The organism is Streptomyces sp. NPDC002853, assembly GCF_053591915.1.
Window position 1 is genome coordinate 328047 of sequence record NZ_JBSFUS010000004.1, and the last position, 25262, is coordinate 353308.

Consider the following 25262-nt stretch of genomic DNA (forward strand, 5'->3'; position numbering starts at 1 on the left):
GTGAATGGTGGCTCGCAGTGGGGTGCAAAGTGCTGGGCCAGGCAGTCCGGCAGGACCTACCAGCACCTAGCAGCACCGAGCAGGAGGCTTCCTCGTCATGCACATCGAACACATCCTCGACTCCCCGGATCCGCTGGCCGTCTCGGTGACCGAGGCGATCCAGAAGGGCGACGTCCCAGTGCTGCGTCAGCTCCTGGCCGACCACCCCACTCTGGCCACCAGCCGGATCAGTCAGGACGGACCCGCAGCGGGTCGGCGCAGCCTGCTGCACATCGCCACCGATTGGCCCGGCCACCGCCCGCACACCGCGGAGGTCATCGCCACCCTCGTCGCCGCGGGCGCCGACCCCGACGCCCGCTTCGTCGGCGCCCACACCGAGACGCCCCTGCACTGGGCCGCCAGCAACGACGACGTCGCCGCCCTGGACGCCCTCATCGCCGCCGGCGCCGACATCGAGGCGTCCGGCGCCGTCATCGGCGGCGGCACCCCGCTCGCCGACGCGCGCGGCTTCGGCCAGTGGCGGGCGGCCCTTAGGCTCCTGGAGCACGGGGCCCGCGCGGACCTGCAGGACGCGGCCACCCTCGGTCTGCTCGACCAGGTGGAGACCCTCCTCTCCGCCCCGGACTCCCCCACCCCCACCGAGGCCGCGATCACCAGCGCCTTCTGGGGTGCCTGCCACGGCAACCAACTCCCCATGGCCAAGCTCCTGTTGCGCCATGGGGCGGATGTGAACTGGATCGGCTACGACGACATGACACCCCTGGACATCGCCCGCGCGCAGGACGCCGATGACGTCGTCCAGTGGCTGCTCACCCAGGGATCCAAGGCGCGCGCGGACCTCGGGTGAGGCACCTGCCCCAACAGTGCGCCGGGGCGGCCGACCTGAAGTTGGTCAGGCCCCTCGGACCGCCGAGGCCCCGAAGGCACCGTCGGCCGCGAAGGCCAGCTCGGCGAAGCGTTCGCCCATACGACGGTGAGTGGCGGCGTCCGGGTGCAGCTGGTCCGGCAGCGGCAGCTCGGCGACGTCGGCCTCCCCGTACAGCTCCCGACCGTCGAGGTAGTGCAGGTTGGAGTCCTCGGCCGATCGCTGCTGCACGATCCGTGCCAGCTCCTCGCGGATGACGCGCAGCGTCAGCTTCCCGCCGGCGCGCTCCGCCGGATCGCCCATGGCGCTGAACGTCAGCCGTCCCGCGCTGAGGTCGCTGAAGTCCGGCGCGCTGGGGCCGGGCGTGTCCTCGTGGATGGGACACAGCACGGACGAGACGACCATCAGCGGCGTGCCGGGGTGGCCTTCACGAATGGTGTCGAGGAAGCCGTGGACAGCCGGACCGAAGGCGCGCAGACGCATCAGGTCGGCGTTGACCACATTGATGCCGATCTTGATGCTGATCAGGTCGGCGGGGGTGTCCCGCAGGGTGCGGGCGGTGAACGGGTCGAGAAGCGCGCTGCCGGCCAGGCCGAGGTTGATCAGCTCGACGCCGCCGAGGGAAGCCGCCACGGCGGGCCAGACAGCGGTGGGGCTCGCCGCGTCGGAGCCATGGCTGATCGAACTGCCGTGGTGGAGCCACACCTTGCGGCCCCGGTCCGGTGCGGGCTCGACAGGTGCGTCGGTGCGCAGTTCGACGAGTTCGGTGGTCTCGTTGTGCGGCAGCCAGATCTCGATGTCCTTGGCGCGGTCCGGCAGTTGGGCGTAACGGATGGTGCCGGGCGGGCCGAGCCGGGTCTCGGTCTTCCCGTTCGTCATGTCGATGGTCAGGACGTTGCCGCCGCTCACGGAGGCCTGATCCGCCAGGCGGCCGTCGACGAGCAAGTCGTAAAGGCCCTGCGGGCGAGGCGGGGCGCCCACGTATTCGCGCTTGGTGGGCAACGTGTCCAGTTCGATGACGGTGGCGCGGGTCCGGAAGGCAAGGCGTACGCCGGAGGGCTGGGACTCCGCCATGGCCAGCTGCCCGTCGGCGCACTGGGCGCGGGCCCATGCGGGCAGCCGATGCGGCAGGACGCCGTGCTCGGTGCGCTCCAGGTCGAGGGCGCCGCGCAGGATGTCGGCGGTGATGGGCGTGGTGATCCAGTCGTCGTGCTCGGTGTCCATGGTCGGTCTCCACTTGCTGATCATCGTGTCTGGGGGGGCTGCCGGTGGGGGTGCGGGGCACGGCTGAGCTGGGCCGCCGAGGCCGCCGATATGGCCCCGGTCAGGCCGCGGGCCAGTTCCGGAGCAGTGCGTCGAGGGCATCCAGGATGCGTTCCCACGACTCCTGCGAGCCGGGCTCGCTGTGGCTGAAGCCCCCCGCCATCTCCAGGCTGACGTAACCGTGGAAGACGCTGCCCAGCATCCGGACCGCGTGGGTCTGGTCGGTTTCCGTCAGGTCGTAGCCGCGCAGGATCGCCCGCGTCATCTGCGCATGCCTGACACCCGCGCTGGCGGCCGCCGTCTTGGGGTCGAGCCTCAGCCGGGCCGCGGCATAGCGCCCGGGGTGCTCCCTCGCGTAGTCGCGGTAGACATCGGCGAACGCGGTCAGCGCGTCCTTCCCGGCCCGCCCGGCCAGCGCGGCGGCGCCCCGGTCGGCGAGTTCCTCCAGGGAGAGAAGGGCGATCCGCGTCTTGAGGTCCTGCGAGTTCTTCAGGTGCGAGTAGAGACTCGCGACCTTGACGTCGAAGCGCCTGGCGAGTGCCGAGACGGTCACCTGCTCGAAGCCGACCTCGTCGGCCAGCTCCGCTCCGGCCTGCGCCAGGCGCTCCGCGGTCAGTCCTGCGCGAACCATGCCCTTCCCTTCCTTCGGCTTAACCGATTATGCGTCTACCTAATACCTTTAGGCAAATGAGCAAGCACTGAAGGAAGAGCTGGGCGCGCGAGGTCAGACCGTTTTAACCGTGCCCCCGTCGATCACGTAATCCGCTCCGGTGACATTGCCCGCCACGCCCGAGAGCAGGAACGTGATCAGCGCCGCCACCTCCCGGGGCTCGGTGATCCGCCCACTGGTGATGCCGAACGCCGTCGGGATCTGGGCGAGGAACGCCCCGTGCTCCATCCCGGCGCCGGCCGCGATCTCACCCCCGAAGCCGTCGGGGTCCTCCCAGATGGCGGTGCGCACCGCGCCGGGCGAGACGGTGTTGACCCGTACGCCCCGCGGCCCGAACTCCTCGGCCAGCGACTTGCCCAGCGAGGTGAGCGCCGCCTTGGCGGCGCTGTAGGCGACGGGACCGGCCGCCGGGAGGCGGGAGTTGATGGAGGAGACGTTGACGATCGCACCGCCGCGCTCGATCAGGCTCGGCAGTGCGGCGCGGCTGACGCGGACCGCGCTCAGCAGGTTGAGGTCGAAGACGCCGTGCCACTGGTCGTCGTCGGTGTCGAGAAAGCCAACGGGCTTCACGGCGTCACCGGCGCCGACGTTGTTCACCAGCAGGTCGATGCCGCCCAGTTCGGCGAAGGCACCGTCCATGAGCACGGCCACCCCGTCCGGGGTGCTGAGGTCGGCCGACACGGCGAAGGCTCCCGATTCCTTGAGTTCGGGGGTGATGGTGCGGGCCGCGCCCACGACGCGTACGCCCTCACTCATCAGTGCCCTGACGGTGGCCAGGCCGATCCCTCGGCTGGCGCCGGTGACGACGGCGGTCTTGCCGTTGAGGTCGAGTTCCATGCTTCTCAAGCTCCTTCACACCAATTTTTGAATTACAGGTACAAAACATAGGTACGCGTCAACGAGGTTCAGACACGGGAGGGTTCAGTCGGTTCAGAGAGAGTCGATCGTCGCGTCGATCACCCTGGTGAGACGCTCCGGACCTTCCACGACCCGCGCCATCAGCCGCAGGCCGACGACCGTGGTCAGCAGCAGGCTCCCGATGGCGCGAGCGTCACGGCCGGGGTCGACCTCGCCCGCCCGCTGCCCCTTCTCCACCAGCGCGGAGAAGGCGTCTTCGGTGCGGTCGAACATGCGCCGGACCAGATCGGTCGCCACGGCGTCCGTCCCGGCCAGCTCGGCGGCAGCGTTCACCGCCATGCAGCCGCGCCGGTCCGGGTCGGCGAGGTCCATCTCGACGAGCAGCCACAGCGCCGCACGCAACCGCTCCTTCACGGGGCCCGACTCCTCGAGCATCTCGACGAGAGCCGCGGCCTGACTGTCGCGGTAGCGGCGCAGCGCCCGCTCGAAGAGGGCGTGCTTGCTGCCGAAGGTGTTGTAGAGACTGCCCTTGCCGATGCCGAGCGCGTCCACCAGGTCCTGGGGCGTGGTGGCGGCATACCCCTTGCGCCAGAACACGTCCATGGCCTGCTCGACGGCGGCCTCCGGATCGAACTGCTTCGGCCTGCCCATGCCCAGGAGACTAGACGGTTCTTGACCTAGAGGTCAAGAACCGCCCCCAGACGCAGCACCGCATGTGCGGTCATACGGCCTCAGACAGCGCGACACATGCCGCCGTACGGGCACTCAGGCAGCGCGACGTACGCGCGCCGCCTTGCGGGCCTCGGCCATCTCGCGCGATTCGGCGGACCGGCGCGAGCCGCCACCGGAGCGGCCGGGCTGTCCCGGACGGGTGCCCATGCCCCGGAAGGGGGCGCCGCCGCGCTGCTTGGGGCGCTCGGTGGGCTCACTGCCCGCGACGGGCACTCCGGAGGGCGCCTTCGCCCCGGTGATGCGGCTCAACTCGGCTTCCCCGGAGCGCACTTGGGTGATCCGTGGCCGGATCCCGGCGGCGGACATCAGACGGCTCATGTCGCGGCGCTGGTTGGGCGTCACAAGGGTGACGACGCTGCCGGACTCACCGGCGCGGGCCGTACGGCCGCCGCGGTGGAGGTAGTCCTTGTGGTCGATGGGCGGGTCGACGTTGACCACCAGGTCGAGGTTGTCGACGTGGATGCCGCGGGCCGCGACGTTGGTGGCCACCAGAACCGTCACCGCGCCGGTCTTGAACTGGGCGAGGGTACGGGTGCGCTGGGGCTGCGACTTGCCGCCGTGCAGCGCGGCGGCTCGTACGCCGCTGCCCATCAGGTGCTTGGTGAACTGGTCGACGGCGTGCTTGGTGTCGAGGAACATGATCACGCGGCCGTCGCGGGCCGCGATCTCGGTGGCGGTCGCCATCTTGTCGGCGCCGTGCACGTGCAGTTCGTGGTGCTCCATCGTGGTGACCGCGCCCTTGGAGGGGTCGACGGAGTGGACCACCGGGTCGTGCAGGTAGCTGCGCACCAGCAGGTCGACGTTGCGGTCGAGGGTGGCCGAGAACAGCATCCGCTGCCCGTCGGGGCGTACCTGATCGAGCAGTTCGGTGACCTGGGGCATGAAGCCCATGTCGGCCATCTGGTCTGCCTCGTCGAGGACGGTGATGCTCACCCGGTCCAGACGGCAGTCCTTGCGCTCGATGAGGTCCTTGAGGCGTCCGGGCGTGGCGACGACGACCTCGGCACCGGACCGCAGGGCTCCGGCCTGCCTGCCGATCGACATGCCGCCGACCACCGTGGCGATACGCAGCTTCAGCGACCGGGCGTACGGAGTGAGTGCCTCGGTGACCTGCTGGGCGAGCTCCCGGGTGGGAACGAGGACCAGCGCGAGGGGCTGCTTCGACTCGGCGCGCCGGCCCGCGGTGCGCACGAGGAGCGGGAGCCCGAAGGCGAGGGTCTTTCCGGAGCCGGTGCGGCCACGGCCCAGTACGTCCCGGCCCGCGAGGGCGTTCGGCAGCGTGGCCGCCTGGATCGGGAAGGGCTCGGTCACGCCGAGGCCGGTGAGCGTCTTCAGGAGCGGGGCCGGCATGTCGAGTTCGGCGAAGGTCTCCGCCGCCGGGAGGCCCGGGGTGATGGTGACCGGCAGGGCGAATTCGCCCTGGGGTGCGGCGGGGCGGCGTCCCTGGCCGCCGGAACGGTTGCCGGGGCGGGCTCCGCCACCCTTGCGGGGGTTGGCACCGCGGGGGCCGCCGCTGTTACGGGGATTGGAATATCGGTCGTTCGCGCGCGCTGAACGGTTCATGGAGAACCTTCCTCGATATGGCACGCATCGAGGAATTCTCGGTGGACTTCAACCGAACGAATTGCAAGCACGAGCCGAAAAAAGACAAAACCTTCTGTAAACAGCAACGAGCTGGCGCCCGCGCCGTGAGGCGCGGACACCAGCGTCGTCTTAACGCTTCAAGCGTCAGGCAGGAACGATGTTCTCCGCCTGCGGGCCCTTCTGGCCCTGAGTGACGTCGAAGTTCACCTTCTGGCCTTCCTGAAGCTCACGGAAGCCCTGGGTGGCGATGTTCGAGTAGTGGGCGAAGACGTCCGGGCCGCCACCCTCCTGCTCGATGAAGCCGAAGCCCTTTTCCGAGTTGAACCACTTCACGGTGCCAGTAGCCATACTATTTTTCTCCTTCGGGGCAAGCTCCGAGACCCGCACTGTGCGAACCCCGGCGTCGCCACGTTGATTGCCCCGTCCGGGAAAACTTCTCCCGGAAATACAAAAGTGCCCGGCGGAATATTTCCACCAAAGGCACTTGAAGTCTTATGGGAACCACAACTGCAACTACGATCAACAGTAGCACGAGATCAGCTTCGCGGCACGGGCAAGCTCTACATATTTCGCTCGACTGGCTCAGGGCCCGCGCCACATTGCGGAAACCTGCGGTCACCTTCCCAGGGCGAGCACCCTCGGAGCGGCGTGTCAGCCGACGGAGCGGGGCGAGCCGACCGGTGGAGCGTGCCGGAGTGTCGACCCTGGAGTGCGAGCGAACCGACCAGGCCCGAATGGTCCGCTTCGTTCCCGGCCGCCCCTTGAGCGTCACCGAGACCGCTCTTCAACTCATGCAGCCTCCACGTCGCCTCCACCGACCCCACACGGCTCCGCCGCAGCCAGCGGACACTCCTGCTGTCACGTGTAAATGCGGGGCACTTCAATACTGAAACGCACATTCCATTGCAATCTCGTTATGCATTGACTCCTTGACGCCGGGAACGCTCCCGGGTTGGCTTTCAGCCATCTCGGACCACAACGAAGCGGTCCGATCGAGGAAGTGGGCGAATGAAAACCCGTATGCGTGAAGCCTCCGTCGCCGTATCTGTGAGCGCCCTGGCACTCTCGCTCGCCGCTTGCGGCAGCCTGCTGGGTTCGGACGACGGCAAGTCACAGACCGAGAGGAAGGGTGACGCGGTCACCGTCGGTCTGCTCCTGCCCGAGGAGGAGACGGCTCGCTACGAGAAGTTCGACCACCCCATCATCGAGAAGCAGGTCAGGAAGCTCACCAACGGCAAGGGCAAGCTCGTCTACGCCAACGCCAAGGGTGACGCGGCCAAGCAGAACGGCCAGCTCGACCAGATGGTCGCCGACAAGGTCGACGCGATCCTGGTGAGCGCGGTGGACGCGAAGAAGCTCGCACCGTCGGTCAAGAAGGCGAAGGAAGCGGACATCCCCGTCATCGCCTACGACCGTCTCGCCGAGGGGCCCGTATCCGGTTACGTGGCCTTCGACAACGAACTGGTCGGTCAGGTTCAGGGGCAGGCGATCCTGAAGGCGCTGGGCGGCGGCAACCGCCAGAACAGCAAGGTCGTCATGATCAACGGCGCGCCGACCGACCCGAACGCCGCCGTGTTCAAGGAGGGCGCGCTCTCCCAGCTCCAGAACCAGGTGGACATCGCCAAGTCGTACGACACCGATGGCTGGAAACCGCAGACGGCCGGTGCCCACATGACCGACGCGATCACCGCCATCGGCAAGGACAACATCGCCGCCGTCTACTCCGCCAACGACGGCATGGCGGGCGGCGCCATCAAGGCCCTCAAGGCCGCGGGCATCACCGACCTGCCGCCGGTCACCGGCCAGGACGCGGAGCTGTCGGCCGTGCAGCGCATCGTCACGGGCGAGCAGTACATGAGCGTCTACAAGCCCTACCCCGAAGAGGCCGTCGGCGCCGCGGAGATGGCGGTCCGCATCGCCCAGGGCCGCATGGTCGAGTACGACGCCCTGGCCGGGGACCGGTCCGAGAACGCCACCACGAAGAACATCCCCTCCCTTCTGGTCTCCGTCCGTCCCCTGACCCGGGACACCATCAAGTCCACGGTCATCAAGGACGGCATCTACAAGACCAATGACATCTGCACGGCCGAGTTCAAGGCGGCGTGTGCGACGGTCGGTCTCAAGGGCTAGGCCGGTGTGCGGCCCGTCGGCCGCTCAGTGCCAGTAGTCGGGCCGGGGCAGCTTGAGCCAGCGGTCGGCAGGGCCGGTGACTGCGCGGGCATCGGCCGGGCGCAGGCCCACGAAAGCGCAGGCGTAGGCGACGGCGTTGTAGCGGTAGAGGTAGGCGGCGAGGACCTCTTCCGAGGAGTCGTCCTCGTCGGGGCTTCCTCCTGGGTGCAGATCCCAGCCCTCTATGACGCCGTCGCGGACGATGCTGCCTTGGTTGCCGCTCTTGGGATTGGCATAGAGGCCGTAGCAGACGGTGCCCGCGGAGAGCAGGGTCTGCACGCCGGGCATCTGCGGTGCGTAGCCCCAGGGCTGAGTGATGACGCAGCCGCCCGGTACATCGGTGGCGCCGATGACCTGGAGGGACTCGTCCATGTCGTACGAGATCGGGTCCTCCAGGAGTACGTCGAGCTCGGGGTCGTCATACGGCCCGGCCCCGAGCCGGCGCGCGGCCTCGGCCGCGTCGATCCCGGCCACGCATGCGAGCCCCGTGCCGTCGGAGTGGAGGTCGCCCAGCGCAGCGGTCAGCCGTCTGCCCTCCGTCGCGGCGGCCGCTTCCGCCGGAGTCAGGCCGCGCTCACCGGACGGAACCATGAAGAGGTCCGGGACCGGCCCCGCCAGGCTGAGCCTCCCCGGGGACCAGTCCGCCAGCACGGTGCGCCACGGGTCGGCCCCGGCGGCGGCCAGGACACGGGCGTTGTCCGCGCGGTCGGCCAGGACCGCGACCCACAGCGCGGTGCGGCCCCCCGACTCGGCGTCAACGTCGTCGACTCGGCGGGCCAGTTCGGCGACCACCTCCGGTGAGCCGAACTCGGCCGCCCTGTGCAGCGGGCGGCTGCCGCCCCACACATTCGGATCGGCTCCGCGCTCCAGCCGATCGCGGACCAGCGCGTGGTCGCGCCAGCCCTCCCAGCCCAGACCCGCCCAGCCGTCACTCTCGACAACAGGCATGACACTCCCCCTTCATGGTGGCCGCACCGTCTGATCGTGTCGTCACCGGCCACACACTGAACGTTACAGAGAGCCACTGACAATCGTCTCCGGCTCCTGCGTCGCCTGCTGCGGGATTCGTGCGCCCGGGCAGTTGTGGCTCACCGTGTCGGCGAAAGTCCTGGCCAAGGGAGACAGTGCGTCCCAGCGGCGCACCGCCCAACCGGTCCAGAGGGTGGGCAGTTCAGGGATGGGGATCAGACGCAGGTCGGGGTGACCGGGGCCGCGCCAGCCCGGCAGGTCGGGGACGATCGCGTGGCCCAGGCCCAGTTCGGCGAGCAGCAGGGCGGTGTCCCAGTCGGCGACGCTGGTGTCGGAGGCCGGGCTGATGCCGCGCTCGGTGAACCAGGCGTCCAGGCGCGCGCGGGACGTCGTGCTCTCCGGGAGCCCGATGAGTCGGATACCGGCCAGGTCGGCGGTGGTGATCCGCGACTCGGCGGCGAGGGGGTCGTCTCGGTGGACCGCCAGCACCCAGGGCAGTTCGATGACGGGACGCTGCTCGATGCCCTTCACCGGTGCGCCGATGGTGATCCAGGCCAGGTCGAGGCCGCCCGCGATGAGGGCGTCGAAGCAGCTGCGGCTGGAGTGCGCGGTCTGGAATTCCAGGCTCACCTGAGGGTGGCGTCGGCGGAAGGCGACGATCGCGTCGGACATGAAGTGCCGCACCGTGGTGGCGCCGGTGGTGATCCGCACCGATCCGGCCTCGCCGTGCACCAGGTCGTTCAGTCGACGCAACGCGTGGTCGATGTCGCCCAGGCCGCCGGCGGCCGCGTTGTGCAGGAGCTGTCCGGCGGGCGTGGGGACGACCCCGCGCGGGTGGCGTTCGAGGAGGCTTAGCCCGAGCTCTCGCTCCAGGCGCTTGATGTGCTGGCTGACCGCGGGCTGCGTACAGGACAGCTCGCGGGCGACGGCGCTGAGGCTGCCCGTTCGGCAGACGGCGACGAAGACACGCAGGTCGTCGAGAGTCATGGAGGGTGAAGCTACAGCTTGGGGGTCTGCAAGGAAATCCGAGGATTGACTTGGGTGTCGGGCGGGCGGGACGATCTTTGCGGGCCCAGGGCGGCAACCCGGCCCGGTTCACACGCCATCCGGAGGGCGGGCGGACCGGGCGGGGTGCCGACCCACCGGCTCGGCACCAGACTTCTCCGTCCCGGGCTGCCCGCACTCCGCTCCGGTACGCCGACCGTCCCGGGAGGGCGATCCATGCAGGCGCTCGAAACAGCGGCCATAGCGGCCGCGGCCGTCGCGGCAGGCGGCATCAACGCGGTGGTCGGCTCCGGCACGTTGATCACCTTCCCCACGCTGCTCGCCTTCGGCTGTCCGCCGGTCCTTGCCAACGTCTCCAACACCATCGGTCTCGTCCCGGGCGTGATCAGCGCGGCGTACGGATACCGCGCCGAGCTCAAGGGCCAGCGGTCGCGCCTCATCAAGCTCGGCATCGCATCCCTTCTGGGAGGTGTCACGGGCGCGGTCCTGCTCCTGCAGCTGTCCGCCGACACGTTCCGCTCCGTGGTGCCGGTGCTGATCCTGATCGCCTGCGTTCTGGTGCTGCTGCAGCCCCGCCTCCAGAAGTGGCTCGCCGGCCGCGGCGGCCGAGGCCGCAAGGACGGCGGCGCCCCGATGTGGGCCGGCGTCATGGTCACCGGCGTCTACGGCGGGTACTTCGGGGCAGCCCAAGGGGTGCTGCTCATGGGCCTGTTCGGGTCGTTCCTCCGTGATGACCTGCAGCGCCTGAACGCCATGAAGAACGTCCTCGCGTCCATCGTGAACGGTGTCGCCGCGGTCATCTTCATCGCGGTGACGAGCGTCGACTGGACGGTGGCCGGTGTGATCGCCGTCGGCTCGACCCTGGGCGGTCTGATCGGCGCGCGCGTGGGACGCCGCCTCTCGCCCGCCGTGCTGCGCGGGCTGATCGTGGCCGTCGGGGTGACGGCGGCCGTCGCCGTGGCCGTGTGAGCACTCCCGCCACCTCCCGCCACTTCCAGCCGCGCCCAGCGGCTCGGGGCAGGGAGACGCGCGTCACAGTCGTCGCTGTCGAAACGGGCCGGGCTGCCACGTGTAGGAGGTGAAACCGCCCATCACGGCAAGGAGTTCACCATGGAAGCCCGCTTGAACCTCTTCGGCAGCCCCCTCGCGGCCAAGGCCCTGAAGCACCTCGGGTCGGCGAGCAAGGCGATCTTCTCGGAGTCGACGCTGCCGTCCGCGACCCAGAACCTGGTGATGCTCCGGGCGAGCCAGGTCAACGGCTGCGGATTCTGCACCGACATGCACGGCAAGGACGCCGCGCACGCCGGGGAGTCCCAGGTGCGCATCAACCTGGTCGCCGCCTGGCGCGAGGCCACGGTGTTCACCGAGGCCGAGCGCGCCGCCCTGGAACTGGCCGAGGAAGGCACCCGGATCGCCGACGCGGCCGGGGGCGTCCCGGACGAGGTGTGGGCGAACGCCGCCAAGCACTACGACGAGGAGCAACTGACCGCCCTGGTGGCGCTCATCGCCCTCATCAACGCGGCCAACCGCTTCAACCTCATCGTCCGGCAGCCCGCCGGGGAGTACCAGCCCGGCCAGTTCGGCTGAGCAGTTGAGCGGCTGAGCGGCTGAGCGGCTGAGCTGACCGGACCGCCGCTAGGCCGCCCTGTTCTGGCGCCGGTAGCCGCCCGGCGCCAGGCCGTACTCCCGCTTGAAGGCCTTGGCGAAGGCGAACTCCGAGCCGTATCCGGTACGGGCCGCGACCGTCGTGAGCGGGGCGTCGGACTCCCGCAGCATGCGGGCGGCGGTCGTCATGCGCCAGCGGGTCAGATAAGCCATCGGCGGTTCGCCGACCAGCGCGGCGAACCGCCGGGCGAACGCGGCGCGGGACAGACCGGCGCGCGCCGCGAGGGACTCGACCGTCCACGAGGCCGCGGGGTCGTCGTGCATGGCCGACAGGGCGGGCGCCACCGCCGAGTCCCCCAGGGCCGCCGCCCATCCCTGGGCGGCGGTGGCGGGCTGATCGTCCAGCCAGGCCCGCAGGATGTAGAGGAGCAGCGAGTCGATCAGGGTGGGCACGATGCCGTCGGAGCCGATCCGCGGGTTCTCCAGCTCAGAGCCGAGGAGTTGGACGGCGGCGCTGAGCTCCGGATGGCGGCCGTGCCGCGTCGGCAGGATGATCACCTCGGGCAGCTGGCGCACCAGCGGGTGCGGGCGCCCCTGGTCCAGGTGGTAGTTGCCGCAGAGCAGGCTGGTCGCGGCGCCTTCCCCGCCGAGCGTGACCGAGCCGATGGGTGAACTCCCGTGATACTGCGCGGCCTTGTACTCCTCGGCGGGGGTGGAGGGGTGGTCGGCGAGGATGTGGCCCCGCCCGTCCCGCAGGAAGATCACGTCCCCGGGGTTCAGCTGGACCGGCTCCAGGTGCGGGGACGCCTCGGGCAGCGGGACCAGCCAGCACGTTCCGTACAGCACCACGTGGAAACCGGCGCCCGCCACGGGTGGCAGGCGCAGGCCCCAGGGGGCGCGGCCGTTGGTCCGCACGGACGCCGGGTGCCCCGTGCGCATCGAGGCCAGCGCCTCGGTGAGGATGTCCATCCGGCCTCGCCCTTCCTGCTGCCGCCCGTCGCGTTCGGCTCATGCGGACCGCCTTGTTCAGACCGTCAGGACAATCTTGCCCTGTACGTGTCCCGCGGCGACCAGCTCGTGCGCCTTGCCGGCCTCTGCCAGCGGGAACGTCTCCTCGACGTAGGGACGGATCCGGCCCGCGTCGATCAGTTCGGCGAGGGCTTCGAGGCCGGCGGAGTCCGGTTCGACCAGGACACCGGCGAAGCGCCGTCCGGCGGCCTCGACGCGTGCGGCGAGCTCCGTGTCACCGTGCTCCAGGATGCTGATGAGTACGCCGCCGGGTCGGACCACGCCGAGCGAGAGGTCGCCCTGGGCCGTCGAGTCGAGGAACACGTCCACGTCCCGGACGGCCTGGGTGAAGTCGGTGGTGCGGTAGTCGATGATCTCGTCGGCGCCGAGGCCTCGCACGAAGTCATGGCGGCCCGCACTGGCTATCGCGATCACGTGGGCGCCCCGCGCCTTCGCGATCTGCACCGCGAAGTGGCCGACGCCGCCGGCCGCCCGCTGGATCAGCACCCGGTCACCCTCCTTGACGTCCGCCGCGCGCACCAGCCCCTGCCAGGCGGTGAGCGCCGCGAGAGGCACCGCGGCGGCGTGCACGTGGTCGAGTGAAGCGGGCTTGCGGGCCAGCTGACCGGCCGGAACGGCCACGTGGTCGGCGTACGCGGTGACGGCGCGGGGGAAGTGCGGCATGCCGTACACCTCGTCGCCCACCACGAACCCGGCGCCGGGGCCCACCTCTTCGACCACTCCGGAGATGTCCCATCCCACGCCGAACGGTGGCTCGCCGAGCAGCGGGAGGGCGCCGGACCGGACGGCGATGTCCACGGGGTTGACGGCACTGGCGTGCACCTTGACGAGGACCTCGCCGGCCGACGGCTTCGGCCGTTCGGTCTCGACGACCTCAAGGACCTCGGGGCCGCCGATGGACTTCTGGATGACTGCGCGCATGGTGGATCTCCTGGGTTCGGTGCGGTTGATGTCCTCAACCCTAGGGAGATCGAATGAGCCGCTGAATGGCTTTCTGTCTCGTCTACATGTCTCAGCGTCTTACCTATGCGCACCCTCGGCCATACGTGACCCAGGTCACACCACAATCGGCGTTGGCCGGTCACATTCCCGCGTCGCGGCCCGTCAGAGCATTGACGCACTCAAGATGCCAGGCCGGGGCAAGTCCGGCCGGGCAGCCGTTCGATGGGAGCCCTTCTGATGTCCACCGCCTTCGTTGTCGTCACCGTCCTTGCCGCCGTCATGGTGGGTTTCTCGGCCGTCTCGGTCTTCCTTCGCGCCAAGTGGGTCGTGGAGCCCATGGCCGACTACGGCGTCCCCTTCTCGTGGCTGCCCTGGCTCGGCGCCGCCAAGGCCGCCGGGGCGGCAGGCCTGCTGGTCGGACTGCTCGTGCCGGCCATCGGGGTCGCGGCCGGGATCGGCCTGGCGCTGTACTTCGCCGGCGCCGTCGTCACCGTGGTCCGAGCCCGCTGGTACGCGCACATCCCCTTCCCGTTGATCTACGCGGCGCCGGTGGTCGGCGCCCTGGCTCTGGGCTTCGCCGCCTGACCCCAAGAGCAACTTCCGCACCACGAGAAGTACTTGAAGGGTTGACTGAGCCATGACAAGCAGTATGGTCTAGGCCAATGAGTCGACCGAGGCGCCCGGTTGTCTCTCGCCCCTCCTCCCCCCACTCAGAGGGAACAGAGATGAACAAGAAGCAGAAACTGGCAGCCGCTCTGGGCGCGGGAATCGCGCCCGTGCTCGTCCTGGCCTCCGTCACCCCGGCCAGCGCGCACGGCTACGTCTCCTCGCCCCCGAGCCGTCAGGCACAGTGCGCGGCAGGCACCGTGTCCTGCGGAGACATCACCCATGAACCGCAGAGCGTCGAAGGCCCCAAGGGGCAGACGACGTGCAGCGGCGGCAACGCCCGATTCGCCGAACTGGACGACGACAGCAAGGGCTGGAAGGCCACCGACGTCGGCTCCTCGCAGGAGTTCAGCTGGAAGCTGACGGCACGTCACAGCACCAGCACCTGGCAGTACTTCGTCGGCGGCAACAAGATCGCCGAGGTCGACGACGGGGGCGCCCAGCCGGGCGAGACCGTCACGCACAAGGTCGACTTCGGCGGGCTCACCGGCAAGCAGAAGGTGCTGGCGGTGTGGAACATCGCCGACACCACCAACGCCTTCTACGCCTGCATCGACGTGAACATCGCGGGCTGACCCCCGCGCGGGTGGCTCCCCCACACCACCCGACCCGGTCTGCCGGGCCCCGGCGTCAGAACGCCGACGGCCCGGCAGGCCGGGTTTTCCCGCGGTGACGCCGCGGATCATGCCCCGCCTGAGAGGGTGGACGCATGGCCGATCTGCGCAAGACTCTGGAGACGCACGTCAGCAACAGCTCCGTGGCGGGAGCGGTGGGGCTGGTGGCCCGCGGTGACCGGGGCGAGGAGGTCGCGGCCGTCGGCTCCGTCGACGTCGAGGGCACCGCCCCGATGGCCAGGGACTCGATCTTCCGCATCGCGTCGCTGACCAAGCCCATCGTCGCCGCCGCCGTCATGATGCTGGTCGAGGAAGGCCGCATCACGCTGGACGCCCCTGTCCGCGAATGGCTCCCCGAGCTGGCGTCGCCGAGCGTCGTCCGCGCTCCGGACTCACCGGTGGACGACGTAGTCCCGGCGGTCCGGCCCATCACGGTCTTCCACCTGCTCGCCTCCCGTACGGGGTACGGCTTCCCGTCCGACTTCTCGCTGCCCGCGCTCGCGCCGCTCTTCAGCGAGCTGAAGCAAGGGCCTCCGCAGCCGCAGGCCGCCCCCGCGCCGGACGCGTGGATGGCCGCGCTGTCCCGTATCCCGCTCCTGCACCAGCCCGGCGACGGCTGGCTCTACAACCTCAGTTCCGACCTCCAGGGCGTACTGATCTCGCGGGTCACCGGGGTGCCGCTCCCCGAGTTCCTGGCGGAGCGGCTGTTCGAGCCGCTGGGGATGACCGACACCGCGTTCTCGTTGCCGCCCGGCAAACTCGACCGGTTCACCAGCTACTACGCGGCCGGGGCCGAGGCCGGGCCCGAACGCGACCCCCGCAGCGGACTCGAACTGCTCGACGCCCCCGACGGCCAGTGGAGCAGCCCGCCTCCGTTCCCGTCCGGCGCCGGCGGCCTGGTCTCGACCGTCGACGACTGGCTCACCTTCGGACGGATGCTGCTCGCCGAGGGGACGGTGGGCGGGCGCCGGCTCCTCACGCCGGACTCGGTCCGTCAGATGACGACCAATCAACTGACGACGCCCGAGCGGGAGTCCGCCGGACTCTTCCTCGAAGGCATGGGCTGGGGCTTCGGCGGCGCCGTGGACATCGAGCCCGTCGAACCATGGAGCGTGCCGGGCCGCTACGGCTGGGTCGGCGGAACCGGCACGACGGCCCACATCATCCCGTCCACCGGCACGGTCACGCTCATGTTCAGCCAGCTGCAGATGGGTGGACCCAGCTTCCCCGAGCTGATGCGGGACTTCTGGCGGTACGCGGCGGCCGGGTCCTGAGACGCTGGGTCCGGCCCGACGGCTCAGGTCTTCGGCTACGTCCACCTCGAGACGCTGCCCCTCCACGGCGTCTTCGCGGGCGGGGTCCTCGAACGGATCCCCGCACACGTCACCGCGCCCGCGCATGTCACTGCATCTGGCGCCGCACCAGTTCGTGCAGCCGTCCGCCCGTGTCCGCCAGCAATTGCGCGGGCGGCCCCTGCTGTACCACTCGTCCCTCCGACATGACGATGACGCGGTCCGCGTCCATGACCGTGGAGAGGCGGTGGGCGATGACGATGCGGGTGGCGTTGAGGGCCCGGGTGCTGTCGATGACCGTGCGTTGCGTCTCGTTGTCCAGGGCGCTGGTCGCCTCGTCGAAGAAGAGGACGCGGGGGCGGCGGATCAGGGCCTGGGCGATCATCAGGCGCTGGCGCTGGCCGCCGGAGACCGCTCCGCCGCCGGAGATCATCGTGTGCAGGCCCATCGGCATGCGCTTGATGTCCTCGGCGAGGCCCGCCATCGCCGCGGCCTCCCACGCCTCCTCCTGCGTGAACGTCTCGGCGCCACAGATGCAGTCCAGGATCGAGCCGGTGAGCGGCTGCGCGTTCTGCAGGACGACGCCGCACTGTCGGCGTACGGCCGCCTGGTCGAGGGCCGACAGGTCCTGGCCGTCGTAAAGGACGCTGCCGGAGACCGGCTTGTCGAAGCCGATCAGGAGGCGAAGGAGCGTCGACTTGCCGCAGCCGCTGGGGCCGACGACCGCGACGAACTCGCCCGGACGGATGGACAGGGACACATCGTCCAGGACCAGGGGGCCGTCGTCCGCGTAGCGGAAGGACAGTGCGCGGGCCTCGATCCCGCCCTGCAGCTCGCCCGGCTGCGTGCTCGCGCCCCGCACCTCGGGCGCCTCGTCGAGCACCGGCTTGATCTGCTCGAACATCGGGAGGACCGACGCCGCCGAGATCAGGGCGCCGGTCAGCTGCGTGACGGACGTCAGGAGCATCGTCACCGCCGTGCTGAAGGTGAGGAACTCCCCCGCCGTGAGGCTGCCGCGGGCCGGGCCCGCGAGGAGGATGAACATGATGAGGGTGCAGAGCGGGAGGTAGACGGAGTTGAGGACCGTCGTGACGTTCTTGATGCGGCCCGCGCGTTGTTGCAGTTCCCTGCTGTGGGCGAACTCGCCCGCCCACGCCGCGTAGGCGAAGCTCTCCGCCCCCGCGACGCGGAGTTTGGGCAGGCCGCGCAGCGTCTGGAACGCCTGGTTGTTCAGCTTGTTGGAGAGCTCGATCAGGCGGCGCTGCCAGCGCAGTTCCCACAGGCCGAGGGTCAGGAACACGGCGGCGATCACCATCAGCATGCCCAGGGCGGCCAGGGCCAGCGGGACGCTGTAGAGCAGCAGCAGGACCAGGTTCATCGCGCCGATCGTGCCCGCTTGCAGCGCGACGGGGCCGATGCCCGACAGGACGCGGCGGATCGCGCTGACGCCCATCGCCGCGCTCGCCAGTTCACCGGTGGACCGGGAGGCGAAGAAGCGGGTGGGGAGGTTCAACAGGCGGTCCCACACGGCTGGTTGGAGTGTGCTCTCCATCCGGCCCTCCATCCGCAGGATGGTGAGGTTCTGGAGCAGCATGAACGCCGCGGAGACGATGCTCGTGATCATCACCGCCAGGGACACCTGGACGATGAGGCTCTTCTCGCCGTTCGGGACGAACACGCCGAGCACCTGTCCCGTCGCGATCGGCACGAGCGCCCCGATCGCGACCGTCACCAGACCGGCGATCGCCAGATTGCGTACGTCGCCGCCGGTGCCGCGCAGGCTGAAGCGGAAGAGCCGCCACGGCGTCAACGCCCGTTCCGGCAGGGGGCGGTAGAACATGACCGCCTGCGGTTCGAACTCCTCCGCGTTGGTCTTGTCGATCCGCGTGCGCCGACCGGATGTCGGATGCACCGACTCGTAGCCGCCGCGCCGCCACAGCAGCGCGACCGGCTGCCCGCTGCCCGCGCGGTGCCCCACCAGCGGGCCGGTGTTCTCGCGCCACCAGCGCCCGTCGAGCCGCACGGCACGGGTGCGGATGCGCGAGGCCACGGCGACCTGCTCGACCGGGTCGATCCGGTCGCTGACCGCACCGCCCTGTGCGGCGCCGGACAGCGTGATGCCGGCCGCGTCGGCGACCAGACGGCAGGCGGCGTACGTCACGTCGTCGCCGCCTCGCGACTCGGTGCGGCGCACGCCGCCCCTGCCGGAACGGCCGATGGAGGCGATCAGAGTGCGGTCGGCCTGTTCGCGGACGGTCTCGCCCGCCTTGATGCCGGCCGCCGTGCGGTCCTCGTGGGCCCGCTCCAGGCGTTCGATCCAGCGGTCGAGGGTCGACAGCAGCCGGTACTGCTGGTTGACCATGCGCTGCCACATGGAGGCGTCGACGAGCAGATCGCCCGCGGCCTCCGAGCTGTACGCGGAGCCGTACTGCACGCTGCCGGGCGCGACCGGCATCCAGAGGATGTCGTCGTCGGCCACCACGTCGTCGGCCATCGTGCGGCCGTCCAGCGGCGCCTCGAACAGGACCCGGTGGCTGCGTCCGATGCCGAGCGCGAAGGCGTGCTCGAGGAGGCTGAGGGAGGCGTCCTGGGTGTCGTACTGGCTGGGGTACTGCTGCTCGTAGGCCCAGGTGTCGCCGTAGTCGGGGCGGTACAGCTCGCGCAGCGGGATGCGGCGCAGCTCGCAGCCCTGGAGCGGGCGCCCGACGAGGGTGTGCTGGGGGCCTTCGACCGGGCCGAGGAGCAGGGTGCCGGGTTCGAGGCGGCCGAGGAAGTGCCAGTGGCCCTGCTGCACGGCGTCGACGGCGAACAGGTCGAGCGCGCCGGCCACGACGAGCCACAGGACCTGCGGACCCTCCAGGTGCACGCTGCGCAGGCCCGTGCAGTCGGCCGGGGTACCGAGCGCGCCGAAGGCGGCGGCGACGCTGTCACCTGGATATGTGTGTTCCGCTGCCTGGGTCACCTCAGTGCTCCTTGACCAGGTCGGCGTAGGGTCCGCCGGCGGCGACGAGGTGTTCGTGGCGTCCGCGTTCCACGACCGTGCCGTGGTCGAGGACGACGATCTCGTCGCTGTCGCGCACGGTGCTCAGGCGGTGCGCGATGACGACGCAGGCGCACCCGCGGCGGCGCAGGTTGTCGATGATGACCTGCTCGGTCTCGGCGTCCAGGGCGCTGGTCACCTCGTCGAGCACGAGGATGCTGGGACGGCGGACCAAGGCGCGCGCGATCTCCAGGCGCTGGCGCTGCCCGCCGGAGAAGTTGCGGCCGTCCTGCTCGACGCGGCCGTGGATGCCACCGGGCCTGCGGGCCACGATGTCGAACAGGCAGGCGTCCTTGAGGGCGGCCACGACGGCATCATCCGGGATGGAGGGGTCCCACAGCGCCACGTTGTCGCGGATGGTGCCCTCGAAGAGGAAGACGTCCTGGTCGACGAAGGAGACGGAGGCGGCGAGCGCCCCGCGCGGGATGTCCTGCAGGCGCTGCCCGTCGATGCGGATCGTGCCCTCCCAGGGGCTGTAGAGCCCCGAGATCAACCGGGAGACGGTCGACTTGCCGCTGCCGGAGCCGCCGACCAGGGCGACCTGCTGGCCGGGGCCGACCGCCAGGGAGAAGCCCGTCAGGAGCGGCTTGTCGAGGGGGCTGTAGCCGAAGGTGATGTCCTCGAGGGTCACGTGGCCCTTGAGGCGGCGGGTGCTCGCCTCCGGCTCGGGGCGGGAGTAGAGGGTGTCGACGGGGAAGTTCTCGACGTCCTTGAGGCGGGCGACGTCGGCGCCGAAGTCCTGGATGCGGCCCGCGACGCCGTTCAGACGGGTGATCGGCGCGGTGAAGCGGGTGACGAGCGCCTGGAACGCGACGAGCAGGCCGATCGACAGATGTCCCTCGACCGCGCGCAGGCCGCCGATCCACAGGATCAGCGCGCTGTTGAGCGTCGCGAGGGTCGGCGCGACGACGCCGAGCCAGGCGCTGGGCACGCCGAGGCGCTGCTGCTCCTCCAGGGTGGTGGCGTGCTGGCCCGCCCACCGCCGGAAGTAGCCGTTCTCGCCGCCGGTGGCCTTCATCGTCTCGATCAACTGCAGGCCGGTGTACGAGGTGTTGGTGAGTTTGGCGCTGTCGGCGCGCAGCTTCTGGGTGCCGGTGGCCCGCAGTCGGATGACGATGCGCATCGCGACGATGTTCAGCAGGGCGATGCCGACGCCGACGAGGGTGAGCTGGGGGTCGTACGTCCACAGCAGGGCCGCGTAGAGGAGTACGACGATGCCGTCGACGCCTGCGGCCGTCAGGTCGCGGGCCAGGGTCTCGGCGACCGCGTCGTTGGACGCGAGGCGCTGGACGAGGTCGGCGGGGCTGCGCTGGGCGTAGAAGGTGACGGGCAGGCGCAGCAGGTGGCGCAGGAAGCGGGCGCTGCTCAGCGTGGAGGAGATGATGCGGCCGCGCAGCAGATTCGCCTGTTGCAGCCAGGTCAGGACCACGGTGAGCGCCACCATCGCGCCCATCGACGTGAACAGGGCGCCCAACAAGGACGTCTGATGGCCGATCAGGAACAGGTCGATGTACGTACGGCTGAGCGCGGGAAGTGCCGCGCCGACCGCGACGAGCAACAGGCTGGCGAGCAGCGCGGCCAGCATGGTGCCGGTGGTGCCGCGCAGCCGCGCGGGGAGCGCCCGCATGACGCCGGGCCTGCGACCTCCCGGGCGGAAGTTCTCGCCCGGCTCCAGGACCAGGACGACGCCGGTGAAGCTGGTGTCGAAGTCTTCCGAGGGGACGAAGCGGCGGCCCTTGTCCGGGTCGTTGATGTGCACGCCGCGCCGCCCGAAGCGACGGCCCAAGCCGTCGTAGACGACGTAGTGGTTGAACTCCCAGAAGAGGATCGCGGGCGCCTTGACCTCGGCGAGCGCGGCCGGTTCCATCTGCATGCCCTTGGCCGTCAGGCCGTAACTGCGCGCCGCCTTCAGGAGGTTGCTGGCCCGCGAGCCGTCGCGGGACACGCCGCACGCGATGCGCAGCTCCTCCAGCGGGACGTGCCGTCCGTAGTGCGCGAGGACCATGGCGAGCGCGGCGGCGCCACACTCCACGGCCTCCATCTGCAGGACCGTGGGCGTACGGACGGTCTTCTGCCGCTTGCCCTTCGACGCGGGGCGCGGCGCGGCGCGGCGGCGGCCGCGCTGGGGTTCGGGACGGTGCCTGCGGCGACCGCCGGGGGGCGGCAGTTGCTGCTGGTGGGCCGGGGAGGGGTGCGGTGCGGTCACGGAAGCAGCCAATCGATCGGGCGCTGCTCGGCGAGGTGGAAGGCGCCGCTGGCAAGGGTCATGGAGTCGAGGGTGAAGGGCGGGCCTTCGGCGGACGACCACTTGTAGCCGGACCTGGTGGTGGAGGAGTTCTCCAGGCTCACGAGGACGGCCACGGGCGGCCCGTCCTTGGTGAACTGCCCGGCCAGTTCCTTGTCCCCGAGGAACCCGCTGACCTTCTGTTCGCTCTGGGCCGCTCGCCCGATCGCCTTCACGCGCCCGCGCAGCTTGCCGTACTCCTCCGTGGGAACGGACTGGACGGTGAGGTCCACCGAGGCACCGACGGGGACGGTCGCCGCGCTGTCCGCCGGTACGTAGAGCATCGCGAGGAGGGGGTCGTCGGTGCCCGAGACCCGCTCGACGGTCGCGACGTCGGCGCCGGTGGTGACGACGGTGCCGATCCTGGCGACCAGGGTGGTCACGCGGCCCGCGGCGATGGAGCGTACGACCTTGTCTCCCTGGTCCGTACGGACCTTGAGCACGGGAGCGCCCGCGGCGACCCGCTTCCCCTCTTCGGCGAGGACGTGCGTCACCTGTCCGGTGACGGGGCTCTGCAGGACGTAACTGCCCTGGCCGTGGGTGAGGATGCCGGGTGCGCGGAGTGTGGAGGAGATCGAGCCGGTCACGGCCCAGACGCTCGCGGCGGCCATGACGACGAGGGTGACGGCGAGCACGAGCAGGCCCTGAGGTCGGGCGTAGCGCACCGGCAGGTCGAGTTCCTCGGGCGACTGCAGCTTGGACAGGGCCTGTTGGCGGAACTGCACGGAACGCTTCCCTTACCTTGCCTGTGGCGTCCGTGAGCCCCGGAACCAATGGTTCCGGGGCTCACGAATCATGGCGTCTCAGTGAGCTGAGGCTCAGAGACCAGCGGTCAGGCCGGAGGCCAGGCCCGTGACGGCGCCGGTGTTCAGGCCGGTGACACCCTCGACGGTGCCGACGACGCCGCCGACGACGCCCGAGACCGGGGCGATGGAGTCAACGGTGCTGGTGACGTTGCCCGCGACACCGGCGACGAGGCCACCGGAGACGTTGTCGAGGTCGGCGTCGGAAATCTCGAGGGTCTCGACCTGGGGGGTGTAGTTCATGGTGTGAGCTGCCCTTCTCATGAATGTCGCAAAGGTGTTTCCAACACTGCGGAACCTGATGTGCGAATTCCGCGGTGGCCAGGATCAAAGCACGTTCGCAGGTCGTACATCCAATCGATGTGGTGACGGTCGGCGGCCCTCGCGGCATCGAATCACCGCTGCGTGCAGGCATGTTCACCGCGCGGGAGCAGCTCCTTCACAAGATTCACAGACGGGAATCCCGTGAGCGGAAGGACTCCCTCCACCAAAGCGGACACTCTCCCACCAAAGCGAAAGTTCTGTGGTCAATACACAAGGACCGCGCGTGGAGTATTCGCCGAATGCCGTGACTGGGCTGCGTATTCGATGTGCAGGTTTATTGAAGGCGTGGCGAATCGTGGCCGAAGGGGACACGGGGCCGCCGGATCAGACCTGCGCGACCGCCCCGTCCGTCGATGCGCCGGAGGCGATCCCGTGGCCGGGCTCGGGCACCGACTCGGGGGCGAGGAGCACCGAGCGCCGGCCGTCGACACCGATCGGGACGTCGCCGTCGATGGTGACGCGGCGCAGGGTGCGCTCGTGGTCGTCGGAGTCGTCGACTCCGTAGTGCTGCGTCGCGCGGTTGTCCCAGATGGCCACGTCGCCCGCGCGCCACTGCCAGCGGACCGTGTTCTCCGGCCGCTCCACGTAGGACTGGAGTATGCCGATCAGGGCGCGGGAGTCGGCGGTCCGGAAGCCGCTGAGCTTCTGCAGGAAGTTGCCCAGGATCAGGGTGCGTTCACCGGTCTCGGGGTGGACGCGGACCACCGGGTGCTCGGTCCGGAACTTGACGGCGGTGAATACCTCGCGGTGCTGGTCGAGCGCCGCGGAGGAGGCTTCGGGGCGGGTGGCCGCGTAGTCGTAGTCGTTGGTGTGCACGCCGCGCACGCTGTCGGCGAGGGTCCGCAACGGCGCGGGCAGATCCAGGTATGCGGCGGCGGTGTTGGACCACAGGGTGTTGCCGCCATAGGGCGGGATGACCTCGGCGCGAAGGATGGAGAAGGCCGGGTAGGCGGGCACGAACGTGACGTCGGTGTGCCACTGGTTGGCGCGGCCGCCGCGGTCGTTGTCGATGCCGAGGGCGTAACGGCCGTCCACGGACGGCACGGTGGGGTGGGCGACGGGGGTGCCGAGCAGCCGGGCGAAGGCTTCGTGGCTCTCGGGGTCGAGATGCTGCTGGTCACGGAAGAAGACGACCTTGTGCTCGAGGAGCGCGGCGCGCACGGCGGCCACGGTCGCCTCGTCCAGGTCACCGCCGATACGGACGCCGGAGATGACCGCGCCGATGCGGCCGCCCACCTTCTGGACGGTGAGGGGCTCAGCCGGGCTGAGGGCGGTCTCCACTGCGGGTGCGGAAGTCATGGGTCGAGATCCCTTCGGTGGGGCGGGTGTTGGCCGCTCACGGAGCGGAACGGAGTCAGCGCAGGGCAAATGGCGCCGCGCATGGCCGAGTTGCGGCATGCGGAGGCAAGCGAAGGAGAGGGTCAGAAGGTTCGCTTCGCGGCGCAGAAGCGGGACAGCAGCCACAGCTGCGGCCGCCGGGAACGAAGGCGGTGGTCAGGCCACGCGCAGACGACACGCCGCGGAGGCGAGGCGGCCCAGGTCTACGTGGAGCCGCGGGACAAGAAAGGTCATCGCGGTCATGTCCTGGAGCATGTCCGCCCGCCGGAAGCACGGCAAGGTCTCCCCCGCCCGTTTCACGACCCTGCAACGCGCCCGACATCGCGGAGGCGACCCCCGTGGCCACTGGTCGCGGCCGGAGGTGATTCGTACCGGTCAGGGCGGTGCAGCATAATGCGGCCATGCGGATCTCAGCCAGGGCGGACTACGCGGTACGTGCCGCGCTGCAACTCGCCGCGTGCCAGGACGACGGGCCGCTGAAGGCCGAGGCCATCGCGGACGCCCAGGAGATCCCGCACAAGTTCCTCGAGGGCATCCTCAACGACATGCGGCGCGGTGGTCTCGTCCTCAGCCAGCGAGGCGGCAACGGCGGCTACCGCCTGGCCAGGACCGCCGACCGCATCAGCATCGCGGACGTCATCCGCGTCGTGGAGGGCCCCTTGGTGTCGGTGCGCGGGGTGCGCCCTCCGGAGCTGGCCTACAGCGGGCCCGCGGAATCGCTGCTGCCGCTGTGGATCGCCCTGCGTGCGAACGTCCGCCAGATCCTCGAGGGAGTCTCCCTGGCCGACGTGGCCGGCGCCGACCTGCCCACCCCGGTCACGGAACTCGCCGCGGATCCATCGGCCTGGACGAACCCCTGAACGGGTGCTCAGGCCGAATCGCGTCGGACCAGGCGTATGGGGGTGACCACGGCCACGGGCGGCTGCCCGCCGGGCATGACCGCCTCGCCCCTGCCTCTGCCCCGCGGGCCAGGGTCTAGCGCCGATTGCGCGGATGGTTGCGTGCCGTGCGTTCGTTGCCGTGTTTGTACGCGCCCGTCCAGCGGGCCATCACCAGCTGCGCGTCGCCCGACTCGACCTCGGCGAGGAACTTCTCGGCGCGCGCACCGCGCAGCGTGCCGGCGTCGCGGCCGTGATGGGTGATCGTCACGCTGCCGTCGGGGCGCTGCTCGTAGGTGAATCCGGAGGGTCTCGGCATGGCCGGATGGTAG

The 25262-nt window shown here is 70.2% G+C and carries 25 protein-coding genes; 8 read left to right on the top strand and 17 right to left on the bottom strand.

The window, feature by feature from the left end; translation table 11 throughout:
- Nucleotides 1–97 precede the first annotated feature (97 nt).
- Nucleotides 98–847, top strand: coding sequence for an ankyrin repeat domain-containing protein (locus tag ACWD02_RS12690; protein ID WP_451208326.1), 750 nt, complete (start codon nt 98–100; stop codon nt 845–847).
- A gap of 45 nt (nt 848–892) precedes the next feature.
- Here the strand turns inward: ACWD02_RS12690 and ACWD02_RS12695 are convergent, their stop codons facing one another.
- The 6 genes from ACWD02_RS12695 to ACWD02_RS12720 all read right to left on the bottom strand — a co-directional run bounded on the left by ACWD02_RS12695 (nt 893) and on the right by ACWD02_RS12720 (nt 6320).
- Entirely contained in the window at nt 893–2089 is a 1197-nt protein-coding gene (locus ACWD02_RS12695; RefSeq protein ID WP_451208328.1) for a GDSL-type esterase/lipase family protein, read from the bottom strand.
- Between the two features lie 100 nt (nt 2090–2189).
- Entirely contained in the window at nt 2190–2759 is a 570-nt protein-coding gene (locus ACWD02_RS12700; RefSeq protein WP_451208331.1) for a TetR/AcrR family transcriptional regulator, read from the bottom strand.
- 93 nt (nt 2760–2852) lie between these two features.
- A complete protein-coding gene (locus ACWD02_RS12705) occupies nt 2853–3635 on the bottom strand; it encodes an oxidoreductase (protein ID WP_451208334.1) in 783 nt (260 codons plus the stop codon).
- Between the two features lie 93 nt (nt 3636–3728).
- Nucleotides 3729–4307, bottom strand: a complete 579-nt coding sequence (locus ACWD02_RS12710) for a TetR/AcrR family transcriptional regulator (protein WP_451208336.1) — start codon at nt 4305–4307, stop codon at nt 3729–3731.
- A 114-nt stretch (nt 4308–4421) separates the two neighbouring features.
- Nucleotides 4422–5951 (bottom strand): DEAD/DEAH box helicase, encoded by a 1530-nt coding sequence (locus ACWD02_RS12715; RefSeq protein ID WP_451208339.1) that lies wholly within the window; start codon nt 5949–5951, stop codon nt 4422–4424.
- 165 nt (nt 5952–6116) lie between these two features.
- Entirely contained in the window at nt 6117–6320 is a 204-nt protein-coding gene (locus ACWD02_RS12720; RefSeq protein WP_100598391.1) for a cold-shock protein, read from the bottom strand.
- Between the two features lie 672 nt (nt 6321–6992).
- Between ACWD02_RS12720 and ACWD02_RS12725 the strand changes: the two genes are divergently transcribed.
- Entirely contained in the window at nt 6993–8102 is a 1110-nt protein-coding gene (locus ACWD02_RS12725) for a sugar ABC transporter substrate-binding protein (RefSeq protein ID WP_451208343.1), read from the top strand.
- 24 nt (nt 8103–8126) lie between these two features.
- Here ACWD02_RS12725 and ACWD02_RS12730 read toward each other — a convergent pair whose 3' ends face one another.
- A complete protein-coding gene (locus ACWD02_RS12730; protein WP_451208346.1) occupies nt 8127–9089 on the bottom strand; it encodes an ankyrin repeat domain-containing protein in 963 nt (320 codons plus the stop codon).
- A 63-nt stretch (nt 9090–9152) separates the two neighbouring features.
- The gene (locus ACWD02_RS12735; RefSeq protein WP_451208349.1) at nt 9153–10097 is read right to left on the bottom strand and encodes a LysR family transcriptional regulator; all 945 of its coding nucleotides are present in this window, start codon (nt 10095–10097) and stop codon (nt 9153–9155) included.
- A gap of 234 nt (nt 10098–10331) precedes the next feature.
- Between ACWD02_RS12735 and ACWD02_RS12740 the strand changes: the two genes are divergently transcribed.
- Nucleotides 10332–11084: a sulfite exporter TauE/SafE family protein gene (locus ACWD02_RS12740; RefSeq protein ID WP_451208352.1), complete on the top strand. Its 753-nt coding sequence runs from the start codon at nt 10332–10334 to the stop codon at nt 11082–11084.
- Nucleotides 11085–11225: 141 nt separating this feature from the next.
- Nucleotides 11226–11702 (top strand): carboxymuconolactone decarboxylase family protein, encoded by a 477-nt coding sequence (locus tag ACWD02_RS12745; RefSeq protein ID WP_451208355.1) that lies wholly within the window; start codon nt 11226–11228, stop codon nt 11700–11702.
- A 48-nt stretch (nt 11703–11750) separates the two neighbouring features.
- Here the strand turns inward: ACWD02_RS12745 and ACWD02_RS12750 are convergent, their stop codons facing one another.
- Nucleotides 11751–12689 (bottom strand): AraC family transcriptional regulator, encoded by a 939-nt coding sequence (locus ACWD02_RS12750; protein WP_451208357.1) that lies wholly within the window; start codon nt 12687–12689, stop codon nt 11751–11753.
- A 57-nt stretch (nt 12690–12746) separates the two neighbouring features.
- Nucleotides 12747–13670 (bottom strand): NADP-dependent oxidoreductase, encoded by a 924-nt coding sequence (locus ACWD02_RS12755; protein ID WP_451208360.1) that lies wholly within the window; start codon nt 13668–13670, stop codon nt 12747–12749.
- A 258-nt stretch (nt 13671–13928) separates the two neighbouring features.
- On the opposite strand from ACWD02_RS12755, the gene ACWD02_RS12760 reads away from it, so the two are divergent.
- From ACWD02_RS12760 to ACWD02_RS12770, 3 genes are all read left to right on the top strand, one after another.
- The gene (locus ACWD02_RS12760) at nt 13929–14276 is read left to right on the top strand and encodes a DoxX family protein (protein WP_451208363.1); all 348 of its coding nucleotides are present in this window, start codon (nt 13929–13931) and stop codon (nt 14274–14276) included.
- Nucleotides 14277–14416: 140 nt separating this feature from the next.
- Nucleotides 14417–14932: a lytic polysaccharide monooxygenase auxiliary activity family 9 protein gene (locus ACWD02_RS12765; protein ID WP_451208366.1), complete on the top strand. Its 516-nt coding sequence runs from the start codon at nt 14417–14419 to the stop codon at nt 14930–14932.
- A gap of 134 nt (nt 14933–15066) precedes the next feature.
- Nucleotides 15067–16245, top strand: coding sequence for a serine hydrolase domain-containing protein (locus ACWD02_RS12770; protein WP_451208369.1), 1179 nt, complete (start codon nt 15067–15069; stop codon nt 16243–16245).
- A gap of 127 nt (nt 16246–16372) precedes the next feature.
- Here ACWD02_RS12770 and ACWD02_RS12775 read toward each other — a convergent pair whose 3' ends face one another.
- The 6 genes from ACWD02_RS12775 to ACWD02_RS12800 all read right to left on the bottom strand — a co-directional run bounded on the left by ACWD02_RS12775 (nt 16373) and on the right by ACWD02_RS12800 (nt 24307).
- Nucleotides 16373–19225 (bottom strand): NHLP bacteriocin export ABC transporter permease/ATPase subunit, encoded by a 2853-nt coding sequence (locus ACWD02_RS12775; RefSeq protein WP_451208372.1) that lies wholly within the window; start codon nt 19223–19225, stop codon nt 16373–16375.
- A 1-nt stretch (nt 19226) separates the two neighbouring features.
- Nucleotides 19227–21509: an NHLP family bacteriocin export ABC transporter peptidase/permease/ATPase subunit gene (locus tag ACWD02_RS12780; protein ID WP_451208375.1), complete on the bottom strand. Its 2283-nt coding sequence runs from the start codon at nt 21507–21509 to the stop codon at nt 19227–19229.
- Nucleotides 21506–22312, bottom strand: coding sequence for an HlyD family efflux transporter periplasmic adaptor subunit (locus ACWD02_RS12785; RefSeq protein ID WP_451208377.1), 807 nt, complete (start codon nt 22310–22312; stop codon nt 21506–21508). The genes ACWD02_RS12780 and ACWD02_RS12785 overlap by 4 nt, the downstream gene beginning before the upstream one ends.
- 93 nt (nt 22313–22405) lie before the next feature.
- Nucleotides 22406–22633 carry a type A2 lantipeptide gene (locus tag ACWD02_RS12790; protein ID WP_249585724.1) on the bottom strand — a complete coding sequence of 76 codons (228 nt, stop codon included), beginning with the start codon at nt 22631–22633 and terminating at the stop codon, nt 22406–22408.
- Nucleotides 22634–23038: 405 nt separating this feature from the next.
- Complete coding sequence (locus tag ACWD02_RS12795; protein ID WP_451208380.1) at nt 23039–24013, bottom strand: TauD/TfdA dioxygenase family protein; 975 nt, start codon at nt 24011–24013, stop codon at nt 23039–23041.
- Between the two features lie 195 nt (nt 24014–24208).
- Nucleotides 24209–24307 carry a putative leader peptide gene (locus tag ACWD02_RS12800; RefSeq protein WP_363207051.1) on the bottom strand — a complete coding sequence of 33 codons (99 nt, stop codon included), beginning with the start codon at nt 24305–24307 and terminating at the stop codon, nt 24209–24211.
- A gap of 146 nt (nt 24308–24453) precedes the next feature.
- Here ACWD02_RS12800 and ACWD02_RS12805 point away from each other — a divergent pair, with 146 nt between their 5' ends.
- Nucleotides 24454–24912, top strand: coding sequence for an RrF2 family transcriptional regulator (locus ACWD02_RS12805; protein WP_451208383.1), 459 nt, complete (start codon nt 24454–24456; stop codon nt 24910–24912).
- 115 nt (nt 24913–25027) lie between these two features.
- On the opposite strand, the gene ACWD02_RS12810 is transcribed toward ACWD02_RS12805, so the two are convergent.
- Entirely contained in the window at nt 25028–25249 is a 222-nt protein-coding gene (locus ACWD02_RS12810) for a hypothetical protein (RefSeq protein WP_451208386.1), read from the bottom strand.
- Nucleotides 25250–25262 lie beyond the last annotated feature (13 nt).